Raw genomic sequence first — 14,074 nt, forward strand, 5'->3', positions numbered from 1 at the left:
TGAAATAGACCAAATGCCGAAATATCAAAAATATTAGGAAAATTGGGTTGTAGAACATCAACAAAAACAATTAAAAGATATAGAAATCAAATATTGATTGCATCTACAAATAACCAAGATGCAATCAGTATATCACATGGTAATAAAAATAAACTTAGGGGTGTGAAAGTAAGTGATTCAGTTATTATTGATTTAACTAATAGATATTATGAATTAGTGGAACATATTGAGAAAATATCAAAAGGTGATCTTAGTGTAGCCTTGTTGCATTTTTACAATAATGAGCCTTACTAATGATGAAAAAAATTGTTGCCTTTCACTACCTTTTATAAAAGAATGCTTAGACTTGGTTATTGCAGTTCATATGCAACGAGAAAAGTAAAAAATGAGCTAAGAGAAGAAGAATGTTTTTAGAAAACGGTCAAGATATTTCTAAAATCGAGGCACAGTTTATTAAAATTTATGAAAAAATTCTAAATAAAAATCCATTAAAAGGTGTTTACCAAAATAAAAGTTCTGACTATGATTTTGGGCAAATTATTGAAATTGATGCAACACCACTTCATCTTTTTGGAGAAAGTAAGAAGTACCATATTTATAATGCTGTTGATGCGGCAACAAAAAGTTTGTTAGCAATCTGAATTGACATTGAGGAAACAACAATTGGATATCAAAATCTTCTAACACAATTATTTAAAAGGTATGGCATTCCACAAGTAATAATAACGGATAGAAGAAGAACTTTTTGAGGTTCAGATAGTACAAGAACAGCTATGGAAGAAGCACTAAATGCAAGAGGAATTGAACTTATAACAAGCAGCAATCCAAAGGCAAAACCAAATGTTGAAAGATCATTTTGAACATTGCAAAGATGAATAGGAACATTCTTTCATACAAACGGAATCAACTGTTTTGAAGACTTTTTGGGAAAAATTGAACTTTTAATTGATGAATACAACAAACAATTTAAAAAGGCCGAAGCAGTAAGTAAAAAATCAAATGTTTTTAGAAAGCCAAATACTGAAATTTTTGAAGAAGAGATGAATCTTGTAATTAAAAGAAAAATAGTTAATCATACTGTGAGATATGACAACAAATATCTTGCTCCATTTGATAATAATGGCGCTAGGGTTTCTATGTTTGAAAGTGGAGAGGCAAAGCTTATGGTAACTCCTGAAAATAAATTATTCTTTGTTGAGGGGAAAAGAAAATATGAAGCCAGAGTACCGAAAGGAAACGAATTGAGTGCAATCGATGTATATGCAATATCAAAAATCTTGATCCACAACATCAAGGTGTAAGAGCCTACAATTAAAACCATGCTTCATAATAGAACATGAACATCCAGTACATTTGAAAAACTTGAAAATATATTTAAGAATTCTGCAAACCCAAACAATAAAGACATTGAATTTATTAAAAAACTATTAAGTGAAAATCTTGAAAAGTTAAATGATATTACAAAAGAAATGAAGGAATTTATTGACGCTAATTACAAATCATTTAAGTAAGTTTTTCTTGTTTCTTCTTTTTAAAAAGAAGAAAGCCTGTCTTAGCAAGACAAAAAGAAGTTTTGCTTCTTAAGACCGACAGGTCTTAATAAGAGCCAACGGCTCAATACTTATTAAATAAGTTATTTTTTATTTCAATCAACAATTTATTTGTTGATTGAAGAATATTTAAAAGAAATTAACAAATGATGTCAATCCCCAAAAGTTATGAAAAAACTTTAGGATTGAAGACAAAATGAATTAATTAAAAGCAACTTCTTAATGATGTTGTATGTTTTAATATGCAAAATTTTAAAAAATGTAATTTAACATTTAAAAATGCGGTAAACCTTAATGTTGTACACACAAAAACAAAAAAATAACACATTTTTTGCTGTTTTAGTTAAAAAAATAGCCAAACTTTTATGTGTTTTGGCTATAATTTTTACAACCTTAAAAATTGGACAAAATAGAAGAAAATTATCAAAAATTCAATTTCTTAACAAAAAAAAAAAAAAAAACGAGACCTTTTTACCAAAAAGCCTGTTTTAAAGGGGAAAAATTAAATTTTAAGCAAAAAAAGTGTAAAAATATTTCATTAATTTTTACAAAAGTGTAACAATTTTTGACCTTTTATGATCAAAGTGCAAACAAAAACCAGAAGCAGAAAATTACAAATTGCTTCCGTTTTTAAATTATTTAATTGCTACTTGTTCAGCATCTGAACAAAGTATATTTAAAGCAGGATTTGATTTTACTCTTACAAAATACACACTGTCTGGGTGTTCAACATTAATGTGATTATTTGTTACTGAATGTCATTGTTCATTTGGTCTTCAGGTTTTTATTATTTCTCCATTGTTATTTATTTCATGAAGATAACCAATACAATATTCCATCATATTGTTTACACCAACAATTTGTTTCTTGTTTATTACCTTTAAATTTCTAGGTTGTTTATATTGTCTGAAATTTACTAGGCTTCTAATTTCTGATGAGAAAGAACCGTTTGTACTTCTTTCAGCAACTCAAAAATCAGTTTCAATTTTTAGTGTTAGTATTCCGTCAGCCGGCATCTTGTACCAATTGAATCCATTGTTTAATGAATAATATGTATTGTTGGTAAAACCACTAAATTTAACTTTTTTATTTCCTTCTATTGAGTACTTAATATCAGGTGAATTAAGATGATTTTGAATTAGTGCTAATTTGTTAGATTGATTATTAAAATTAAATTGGTAACTTGGGTGTGTTATGTTTAAATCAATTTTTGCATTTTTTTCTGTAACAAGATTCAACACATCTCTTAATTTAATGGTATATGTTTTATTATCAGTTGTTTTGATTTCATCAATGTTTGCAAAATTCATTGTAATTCCAAAGGTGTCTGTGAAATTAAGAGAGAAGTTTTCTTTTACAAGATTAGCAACAGAATTGTTAAATGTAACTTGTATTTCTTTTTGATTGATAAATTTTGCATCAGTAATGTTTATAGTAGTTGGATTGTTAATATTAAGATCGCTAAATTTGCTTGCTACCTCTTCTTTTGATAGTTTAAGAATTATGCAATGATATTTATTGTTTGTGTGATAATAAGCCTTTCCATTATTGAATCATTCATGATCAAAACCAATATAATTTTTTAGTCTAGAAAGCATTGAAAAATATAAAGTATCTTTAAAAATGAGTCTAAAATGATATTTACCATCTTTAATATATGGTTTCATTAATTGGTTTTTAAGTATTGCATGAATGTCTGAAGTGTCTGCAGGATCAAAATTTAATTTATCGCCATTTACAAATGTTCCTTCTTTTTCATAGACAAGATACCTTAAATCCTTTGCACCACCTTTATCAAGAATATTTTTTCTAATTTCTCTTTGCTTTACCATATCGCTTGGTCTTGCTAAGAAATAATTTGTTTCATATTTATTTCTATGTCATGGTTGTTCAGTTTGATTTCATGTTGTGTCAATTAAGTATCATTTACCATCAATTAAAGCATAATTTCATGCATGAGCAGTTGTATTATTTTGTTTTGATAATTCAGGTGTATCCTTGATTATATTTCCATCAGCATATACAACATCATCAAAACCTGAATTTATTGTTAGACTTTGAAAAAATCTTGCAAAACCCTCACAAACGGCTCTCCTGTATCCAGCCGCCGCATGGAGTTGCTTGTATTTAGTCATACTATCCAAATCGTATGTTATGTAATCTACTATATAGTTGTTTATTGCAAGCATTCTTTCAATCTTATCTTCAATATTTGAGAAATAAGAAGCGATTTTTCTAATATTTGCATATGTCTTAATGCTCTTTTCTTCTCAATCCGCCGATTGATCACCATGAACTTTTATAGCAGCTGAATAGTAATTGTTCGTTTGCTTATTTTTTAATCAAACTAGGTAGTCATATACAGAATCAGTTCAATTTGTATTATTTTTCAAACCTTTAATTAAACCATTATTTTCAATATCGAATTCTCTATTTGCATTTTGTTTAAATTCATCAAGGGTTTCTATATTTTGACCATTTTTAATAAAAACATCAAAATCATTTAGTGAAAGGTTTGTGTCACCAAATTTTAATTGGAATGAATCATCTTTTTTAATTTTCACAAAGTCTGTATTAAGTGAAACAGTTGAATTTATAAAACCACCATTTAAATCTAATTTAGCAAGTTTATTTTTTATTTCTTGGCTTGTAGCATTTTGATCTATGTAATTAGGTAATTTACTATTTTCTATTGTAGCAGTATTATTAATTTTTCAATCAATATTAGGTACAGTAAAAATAGGTTTAGCCGGTGTTAACCTACTTGCAGGAGTGCTAACAACATTTGGATTAGAAGGCTGATTTGGAGTTGTATTAGGTTTTGGTTTGTCAATCTTCTTAGCAGGAGTTAGTGTCATTGCAGGGCTAATTTTTCCTACAGGAGTAGATGGCTGATTTGGAGTTGTATTAGGTTTTGGTTTGTCAATCTTCTTAGCAGGCTTTAGTTTTATTGCCTCAGTTTCAGTTGAAACACCTGGTTGGTTTGGCACATTCTTAATACCTGAACCACATGATGAACTAATGAATATTGGTAGTACAACACTTGGTAATAAGGCAACTAATATTTTTTTCTTTTTCATAATATCATTCTCATTTTCCATTCTATATATTAATTATAATTACTTTATCGTTAAAAAAGAAATTTTTTAAAGATTATTGGTCAGTCAAAAATTTACCAAAAAAACTATAAAACAGTTGTTTTGGTAAATTTGATTGTTAATAATTTTTATTTTTATGTTGTAACATGAACTGAATCTGAACAAGCAAGACCAAGTGCTTGGTTTGATTTTACCCTTACAAAGTAAACTGATCCAGGGTGTTCAATATTAATATGATTATTTTTTACTTGATGTCATTCATCGCTTGGATATCATTTCTTTGTCGTTGTACCATCAACTGTTTCATCAACAGAATAACCAATGCAGTATTCCATCATATTGTTTACACCAACAATTTGCTTACTGTTAACAACGCTAATTTTTCAAGGTTGTTTATATTGTCTAAGATAAACTTCATCGCTTACTTTTGATGAAAAAGCACCGTTAGTACCTTTTTCAAAAAATAATATTTTTGGTTCTATTTTAAAATCAATTATTCCATTTTCAGGCATTTTGAATCAATTTAGACCATTATTTATTGAATAGTAAGTATTGCTTGTAAAACCTGAAAACTTAATTTCTTTATTCTTAATAAATTCATAAGTAATTTTGGGTTCACTTGCTCAAACTTGAATTGGCTTAAGTATATTATTAGCATTATTAAAGTTAAATTGATAACTTGGATGAGATATGCCTAAATCAACTAAAGCACTTTGCTCTGTAACTAAATTTACAATATTTTTCAATTTTAAAGCATATGTCTTATTATCATTGCTCTTCACTATTTCATCAACATCAGCAAAGTTCATTGTAACATTAAAGGAATCTTTAACATTCAATTTAAAGTTTTCTTTTGTCAAATTTTCAACAGGTGATGATAATGTAACATTGATTTCTTTATTACTAATGAATTTTGCTTCTGTAACATTAACGCTTGTAGGATTATTAATATTTAGGTCCGCAAATTTTGAAGCAACTTCATCCTTAGTCAATTTAACCCTTAGGCAAACATAACCATTTTCTTCATCATAAGTAACTTTATTATGAGAGCCATATAATCTACTAAGGCCAAGATATTTTCTTAGTTTATTGCTAATGTTGTTATATAAAACTTTCTTAAATATTAAAGTAAAAACATAATTATCGTTTTCAATAGTAGGATTAAGAACCTGTTTTCTTAAAAATTTCTCAATATCAGAAGTGTCATCAGGTTCTATGCCAAGATCACTACTACTTAAAAATTTGCCTTCTTTTTCATAAGCAAAACTTCTAAGATCTTTTTTTGCTGAGTTGTCAAGAAACTCTTGTTTTATTACTCTAATTAGTTTCATATCAGTAGGTCTAGCTAAAAAGTAATTAGTTCTATATTTATTTCTATGTCATGGAAATTTATTTTGGTTTCAAGTAGGGTCTATTAAATATCAACCATCTTTCAATTTAACATAGTTTCAAGCATGATAGACAATTTGACCTGACTTAATGATTTCTTTGGCTTTTTCACCTAAAATATCTCCAGTAGCATATAAAACATTTTCAAAACCAGCAAAAGTAGCTAATTGATGAAATAATCTAGCATAACCATCACAGACTGCTTTTCTTAGTGCTGCTGCACCAAAAAGTTGAAATGTTTTTTCATAGGTATTTAAATCATAGGTTAAAAAGTCGCTTACATAATTGTTAATAGCATATAACTTTTCAACTTCATCTTCAATGTTTGAAAAATAAGAAGCAATCTTTTTAATGTTTTGATATGATAGATTACCTAATCTTTCTCTTTCGGCAGTTTTATCACTTTCCATTTTTATACCAATTGAAAAGTAACTATTGCTTTTCTTATGTTTTAGTCAAATTAAATGATCATATATACTATCGCTTTTATTATCAATGCTTCTTAATCCTATTATTTGACCAGTATTATCAATATCAAAAAATTTATTACTATTTTGTTGAAATTCAGCAAGAGTTTTTATTTCTTGTCCATCGCGTATAAGGATGTCAAAGTCGCCTAATAAAATATTACTATTACCAAATTTAAGTTGGAATTTATCATCTTTTTTAAGAACTAAAAAATCTGTATTTAATCTTTCATCAGTATTAATAAAACCACCATTAATATCCAAGTTAATTAACTTGCTTTTTATAGTTTCATTAGATGCACTAGAGTCAATAAAGTTTGGTAGTTGACTATTTTGTAATGTCGCGTTATTACTAATTTTTTGATCTATATTTGGTTTTGGAACACTTACCTTTTTAGCAGGGGTCAGCCTGCTTGCAGGAGTGTGTTGAATAGCAGGAGTTAATTTTGTTTTTTTAACTTCAATTGGGCTAGTTGGCTGCTTAGGTGTTGGGTCTTTCTGTTTTTTCTTTTCAGTTGGAGAATTATTTGGTTGACTAGGAGTTGGAGTTGATTGATCTATTTTTTTAGCAGGCCTTAGTTTTATTAGTGGTGTTTCAGCCAAAATATTTGGTTGATCAGGATCATTATAAACTTTATTACCACATGAAGCACTAATTAATATAGGCAAAGCGACACATGGCAACAGAGTAATTAATATCTTTTTCTTTTTCATAATATCATTTCTTGGATTTATTTGGTGTCGAGTTCCTTTATATCTGAACTATAAAGTTTATATTCATTGCTTGACTTGTATCGAATTTTATATTTTTGACCTGGATATTCAACTTTAATATAACCATTAGTTACAGGATGTCATTCGTGCGTACCTTCAATGTTATATTCCATTATGTTGCTTACATTAGTTATATATTTTTTATCAGCCGATAGTTGTGGTTCTAAAAATGAACTAAACCTTGTAATAGCAAAACGTTGAATACTAAAAACCTTGCCACTTGTAGGATCTATACTTTGAACAAGTAAGTATTCATTAAGTGGACCAACATCAAAACTTGTACCAGGGACATAATTATTTCATTTTACGCTCTTATTTATTTTTCAATCAATAAATGCGTATTTTATTATGTTAGTAGTATTTTCAAATTTAACACGGCGACCACTTTCAATAATATATTGAGCAGGAGTGTGGTTTTTATAACTACTTGAGAAATCTATTTCATTCTTATTGTTTACAAAAGTGAAAGTGTAACCTAGACGATTAATTTCAAAATTAATTTTTGCGTTTTGAATATGGCTTAGGTTAATTGTGTTTTTTAGACTTAAGGTAACCTTTTTGCCTTCACCAGAAGTTTCAAATTTATCTACATCGCCATAGCGTAATTCAACACCTGTTGCATCTTTGAAAGTTAGTTTGAAACATTCCTTAATAAAGCCATCAACTTTTTTATCAAAGGTAAATTCAACTTTGTTTTCATTAATTAATTTAGCACTAAGAATTTTAATTTCTTCATTCTTGTCAAAATCTAAATCAGTGAATTTTTGCTTAAGCAAGTTTATTGATCTCATTGTATGTCTATAAAAATAACCATGTTCAGCAGCACCTTCACGCAACCTAAGTCCATTACCAAGCTCCTGGTCGATACTTTGCATCAATGAAACAGGATATACTAAGCCAATTGAATATTTATTATCCTTGCTTCTACACCCAGATATAATTTGCATCTTCATTACTTTATGTAAGTCATTAAATTCATTAACCATTAAACCATCTTTTTCAAAAGGATAGTGTCTATATTCCTTAGCTTCATCTGCTGTGTCTTGAACACCAAAACGCGATTTACTCATCAATTGACCTTTAAGCAAGAAAGTTGTCATTTCATTTTTGCCTCTATAAACTTTCTTGTTTTCATCATCATTTCATGTTGTATCTAAATAATATCAATGACCATCAATTTTTACTTTGTTTCAAGCGTGTCTGTCTGATTTAGGTTTTAATCAATCTTCTTGTAATTCAATATCTTCAAAGCCTGAATAACTTGCAATTCTTTGAACCATTCTTGAGTAGCCTTCGCAAGTGGCAATTAATTCATTAATACCAAAGTAATCTTGATTTTTTCGACCAACTCTCTTCATGTTATATTTTAAGGCGTTCATTACAAAGTTATTAATTGCCAGAATTCTTTCAACTCTGTCTTCGATGCTTGTGAAGTAATTAGCAATACGTTTAAATGCTTCGTCACCTTTTTCAACCATTTCATCAGTTTCAGCATCTTCTGTGTTTAATACATTTACACTAAGAGAAAAGTAATTGTTTGTAGATTTTTCCTTTATTCAAATACCATCAATATAATCTTCTGAATTATTGAAAGAACAATTTTCATTACATTTTATTAAACCTGTTTTTGAAACTGTTAGCAATTTTGAAGCCAAAGCATTATACTCATCTAATGTATAAACATTTCCATCATGTTTTACAAAAACCTCGGTATCACTTTCATTAAGATTTTGGTTACCTAATTTAATTTGAAATTCCTTACCTTTTCTTAAAGAAATTTTTTCTGCGTTTAATCTTTTGTTTGTATCAACAAAACCGTAATTGTGTTTAAAGTATAATAACTTGTCCTTTAATTGTGCAGTGGTCAAATTTGGGTCAATTCAGTTTGGTAATTTTTCCTTATTCAAAGGATTTATAGTAATATTTGGCTTACTAATTGGTGGATTGGGATTATATGGTTTAGATGGTATAAGGGAAACTCACGGTTTACCTTGGTCAGGTGCAGGTTGATCTTTTTTAACAGGTGTCGCAGGTTTTAGCGTATGAGGTTTTGGATACACTTTTGCTGGTGTTAGTGGAGTTGATGGCACTGATGTATTTGGATTATTTGGGTCATTAGGTAAATTTTTAACCTGAGTACCACAAGATGAACTAACAAAGGTTGGCAGTGCTAAACCAAATGAAAATCCAATAAGTAATCTCTTCTTCTTCATAATATCATTCCCTGAAATCATTATGATTTCTAAAAGTTCATTTCTTTTATATCTGAACTAAATATTTTGTTTATGTTATCAGCTCTAAATCTAAATTTATATTTTGCATTAAGTTCTGTCACATCAATATAACTTTTTGTTACTGGTTGTCAATAACCTGAATTACCAACGCTATATTCCATTAAATTATTAACATTTACAATGTATTTTTTATCATTTGTTAATTGTGGTTCTAAAAATGAGCCAAATCTTTTTATATCAAAACTTTGAATACCTAAAACCTTATTTGTTGATGGTTCAATAATTTGTATGTGGAAGCACTCGTAAAGTGGACCTACATCAAAAGCCGAATTAGGAGTATAGTCGGTTCAGTCTAACCCTTTAATTATTTCATTATTTGATAAAGCATACTTTACCTTAAACTTACCAAAGTTATCAAGTTTTACATAGCGACCATCAATAATAGAATAATTTACTTCAGGTGCAATTGTATTTTCATTTTCAATAGAAAGTTCATTTTGATTGTTTTCAAATTCAAAATTGTTTCCTAAACAGGCAATTTCTAAGTTAACTTTTGCATTTTGAATATGACTTAAATTAATAATGTTTTTGAAAGATAAAATAATTTTCTTATTATCATTTAATTTCTCAATTTTTTCAATATCTGCATAATTAATCAAAACACCTGTTTCGTCTTTATAAGTTAGTTTGAAGCAATCTGAATCTATGTCCTTAACTTCTTTATCAAAAGTTAATTCAAGTTTATTTTTTGTGAATTTAGCATTTGATACCTTAACATTTTGAGAACTCTCAAAATCTAAATCTTTTAGTGCATCAAAATGTTTTAAATTTTGAACTGACCTGCTTGTTTTTCTAAAAATATTTCCAAAAAAACTTGTATATTCATTTGGAAGTCTTCCGATTTTATCGTTTACTGAATCTCTCAATGATTGTGGGTACACCAGTGAAATTGTATATTTTCCATTGTTGTCTGGTTTGCTTGTGATAACCTGTCTTTTGATTGAATTTCACATTTTATCTATCGAATCAAAGTATGCATTCTCTTTTTGAAATGGATATAGTTTATATTCTTTTGCTTCATCAGGAGTATCTACAATACCTTCTCTTGATTCGCTCATTTCCTGTCCTTTGATAAGGAAGTAATACATATCATATTTCCCTTTATATGCCCCTCTATAATCTGAATCATCTCATGTTGTATCTAAGTAATATCAATGATTATCTATTTTTACTTTGTTTCATGCATGCTTTTCAGTATGGTAGGCAACAGGTCTGCCACCATTAGTTTTAAGTCAATCTCCAGACCATAAAACATCCTTCATACCTGAATAACCAGCAATTCTAGCTACCATTCTTGAATAACCATCTCAAGCAGCTCTGCTATTATTTATTCCAAAGTAATCTTGTTCTTTGTAATAGTTATTTGCTCTTCAAGGATCATAAGTTATATAATCCATCAAAAAATTGTTAATTCTTAACAATCTCTCAACTTTGTCCTCGATTGAAGTAAAGTACATTGAAATTCTTTTGAATTTAGCTTCTCCATTTTCAATAACTTCATCATATTCACGTTCTTTGTTGCAATGCACATCTACATGAAGAGAAAAATAATTGTTTGATGATTTTTCTCTTACTATTAAGCCATCACTATAATCACGGTTAGTATCTGGTATGTTTGGTTTACAAGTTACTAATCCTCTCTCACTAATTGTTAAATATGCTTCATTTGAATCTAGTGCATTATATTCATCTAGTGTATAGACTTGACCACCATGTTTTATAAAAATATCGTGTTCATTCTTATTTAATTCTTGGTTTGCTAACTTAACTTGAAAACTCTTGCCACTTCTTAGTGAAATTTTATCTGAATTAAGTCTCTTATTTGAATCAACAAAGCCATAATTATGTTTTAAATAAGTTAACTTATCTTTTAATTGTTGAGTAGGCAAGTTTGGATCTATTCAATTAGGAAGCAGCTCTTTTTTGTAAGGTTCAAAATTTTGGCCTGAATTATTAGGAGTTGGATTAATAGGGGTTGAAGGCAATATTTCGGTTAATTTGATGCCACCTGTTTTTGGTGGATCTTGTTGATTCTTTTTAGTTGGATTCGCAGGGGTAGGTGTTACTAAAGGATCATTCTGTTTTGTTGATGTATCAGTAGGATTTACAGGTTGATTTGGATTTGATTGGTTTTGTCTTTTTGTTGTAGGTGTTAGGTCTCCTGTTGGATTATTTGGCTGATTAGGATTATTATAAACTTTAGTACCACAAGAAGCACTAATAAGTACAGGGAAACCTGTACCTATTGATAGAGTAAGCAATATTTTTTTCTTTTTCATATTATCGTTTCCTAGTTATCTTTTATTTCTTCGACCCTGAAGCAAAGATTTTATTGTTTATATCTGCTTTAAATCTAACCTTATATTTTTTGTTAGGGTCTTTAACCTCAATATAATTTTTTGTAACAGAGTGTCAAACCTCTTCATTGTCAATTTTATATTCCATTAGGTTATTAACATTTACAATAAATTTTTTGTCATTTGTAAATGTTGGAGTAGAAAACAAATTATATCTTTTTAGTGGAATTTTTTGAATGCTTATTGTTCTTTTGGTCGTATTGTCAACTTTTTGAATTAATATATTATCCCCAACTAAACCAACATCAATTATTAGATCACTATTAACCTTATGTCATTTTTTACCATTGTCTAATGAATAAATTGAATCGGCGGTTATATTTTTAAATTGTGCTTTTGTGCCTTGTAGAATTGAATATTCAATTGGCACATTTGCCAATGAATTTTTATGGTAACTTAAGTAATTTTGAGAATTCTTAAAATCAAAATTGTAACCTAAAACACTGATTGATAAATTTATATTAGCATTATTAATGTGGTCTAAGTTAATTTGATTTTTAAATGTTAATTTAACTTTTTTGCCACCTTCAGAAATTTCAAATTTTTCAATATCTGCATAAGGTATTTCAACACCAAGAGTATCGAGAAATGTTAATTTAAATGAGTTTTGACTAAGGTTTTTAACTTCTTGGCTAAAAGTTACTTCAAGAGAATTGTTGTTAACAAAACTTACACTTTTAACTTCAACATTTTGAATATTTGTAAAATTTAAATCACTAAAAATTGTTGCTAATAATGAAGTGCTTGTTGTTATTCTTGCATAAATATGTCCAAATAATTTCATATTTCTTATGTTACTGTTTCCAATTAAACCAAGAACTTGTTGATGTAAATTTTCTGGATAAACAAGTGAAAAATTATAATAATTATTTTTATTTGATGATGATAAAATCTGGTTCCTTATTGATTTTTTAACTTCATCAATATTATTTGCATAAGTTCCTTCTTTGATAAAAGGATAAAACTTATAATCTTTTGGATTTAGACCAGAATCAATAATTCCATCTCTTGATTTTTGCATATCAGCACTATTAAGCAAAAAGTAGTTCATATCATTTTTCCCACGATATGCTTTAACACCTGCTGAGTCGCTTCAAGTTGCATCTAAATAATATCAATGTCCATCAATTTTTACCTTATTTCAAGCATGAGTTGCACCATAAATGCTTCCTAAATTTTCGCCTCTTCTAATATTTCCGTAGTTATAAAAGATATCTTCTAAACCAGAATAGTTTGCAATTCTATTAATTAATTTTGTATAAGCGGCACAAACACCTTTTTTCTCAATTATTGCAAAGTAGTCTTGTTCAATTTTGCCTACACGTGTATTTTTAAAATCATAATCAATAAGATCTAAAACATAATTTTTAATAGCAAGCAGTCTGTCAACTTTATTATCAATGTTTGCAAAATAAGTAGCTATTCTTTTAAAATGTTCTTCGCCTTTTTCAATGAATGCTTCAAGATAAGCTTGATCCACTTTTTTAACAGTTACCTTTAGAGAAAAATAACTATTAGTTGATTTCTCCCTGATTCACAAATAATCGTCATAATCATTCATTCAACTACTTGGTGAATTTTCAATGCAAGTGATAAAACCTGTGTTTGAAATATTTAATTTTCGTGATGCAAGGTTATTGTATTCATCTAATGTATGAATATGCCCGTTGTGTTTAATAAATAGATCAATTTCATTAGGTTTCAAATTTTGATTATCTAATGTAATTTGAAAAGCCTTACCTTTGCTTAATGAAATTGACTCAGCATTAAGATTTTTGACTGAATTTACAAAACCATAATTGTGTTTGAGGTTTCAAATCTTTTCTTTCAATTCTTTAAGTTCTAATTTAGGATCAATTCAGTTTGGTATGAATTTTTCGTTAATGGTCTCTATAACATTATTACTTGAAGAAGTTGGATTAGTGGTTTTTGCTGGTGTTAATTCTATTCAAGGCTTAGATTCTTTTTTAGGTTCGGTTTTATTTATTTGATTGCTGTGATTGAGGGAATTAGTAGGTTTATTATCGGTTTTGTTGCATGATTGACTAATGAAAATAGGCAAAAATGAACACATTGATAAATACAACAAATGTCGTCTCTTTTTCAAAATATACCGCCTTATAAATTACTATTGATATTAATTAT

Annotated in this window: 8 protein-coding genes; 3 read left to right on the forward strand and 5 right to left on the reverse strand. The window is 28.3% G+C overall.

What is annotated here, in order from left to right:
* The first annotated feature begins 42 nt into the window (after positions 1-42).
* The 3 genes from NPA07_RS00085 to NPA07_RS00095 are packed head-to-tail and all read left to right on the forward strand — an operon-like array spanning position 43 to position 1,511.
* Positions 43-294 (forward strand): hypothetical protein, encoded by a 252-nt coding sequence (locus NPA07_RS00085; RefSeq protein ID WP_256553133.1) that lies wholly within the window; start codon positions 43-45, stop codon positions 292-294.
* A 59-nt stretch (positions 295-353) separates the two neighbouring features.
* On the forward strand, positions 354-1,301 hold the full coding sequence (locus tag NPA07_RS00090) for a DDE-type integrase/transposase/recombinase (protein WP_256553206.1): 948 nt from the start codon (positions 354-356) through the stop codon (positions 1,299-1,301).
* An 18-nt stretch (positions 1,302-1,319) separates the two neighbouring features.
* Positions 1,320-1,511 (forward strand): hypothetical protein, encoded by a 192-nt coding sequence (locus tag NPA07_RS00095; RefSeq protein ID WP_256553072.1) that lies wholly within the window; start codon positions 1,320-1,322, stop codon positions 1,509-1,511.
* Between the two features lie 674 nt (positions 1,512-2,185).
* Here the strand turns inward: NPA07_RS00095 and NPA07_RS00100 are convergent.
* The 5 genes from NPA07_RS00100 to NPA07_RS00120 form a co-directional block, all read right to left on the reverse strand.
* Positions 2,186-4,630 (reverse strand): transglutaminase domain-containing protein, encoded by a 2,445-nt coding sequence (locus NPA07_RS00100; protein WP_256553207.1) that lies wholly within the window; start codon positions 4,628-4,630, stop codon positions 2,186-2,188.
* Between the two features lie 152 nt (positions 4,631-4,782).
* Positions 4,783-7,218 carry a transglutaminase domain-containing protein gene (locus tag NPA07_RS00105; RefSeq protein WP_126118188.1) on the reverse strand — a complete coding sequence of 812 codons (2,436 nt, stop codon included), beginning with the start codon at positions 7,216-7,218 and terminating at the stop codon, positions 4,783-4,785.
* A 17-nt stretch (positions 7,219-7,235) separates the two neighbouring features.
* A complete protein-coding gene (locus NPA07_RS00110) occupies positions 7,236-9,491 on the reverse strand; it encodes a hypothetical protein (RefSeq protein ID WP_126118187.1) in 2,256 nt (751 codons plus the stop codon).
* A gap of 29 nt (positions 9,492-9,520) precedes the next feature.
* Positions 9,521-11,851 carry a hypothetical protein gene (locus tag NPA07_RS00115; RefSeq protein WP_126118186.1) on the reverse strand — a complete coding sequence of 777 codons (2,331 nt, stop codon included), beginning with the start codon at positions 11,849-11,851 and terminating at the stop codon, positions 9,521-9,523.
* A 22-nt stretch (positions 11,852-11,873) separates the two neighbouring features.
* Positions 11,874-14,036 (reverse strand): transglutaminase domain-containing protein, encoded by a 2,163-nt coding sequence (locus NPA07_RS00120; RefSeq protein ID WP_126118185.1) that lies wholly within the window; start codon positions 14,034-14,036, stop codon positions 11,874-11,876.
* Positions 14,037-14,074: the final 38 nt, after the last annotated feature.

The sequence above is a fragment of the Mycoplasmopsis caviae genome (assembly GCF_024498215.1).
GTDB classification, from domain to species: domain Bacteria; phylum Bacillota_I; class Bacilli_A; order Mycoplasmatales; family Metamycoplasmataceae; genus Mycoplasmopsis; species Mycoplasmopsis caviae.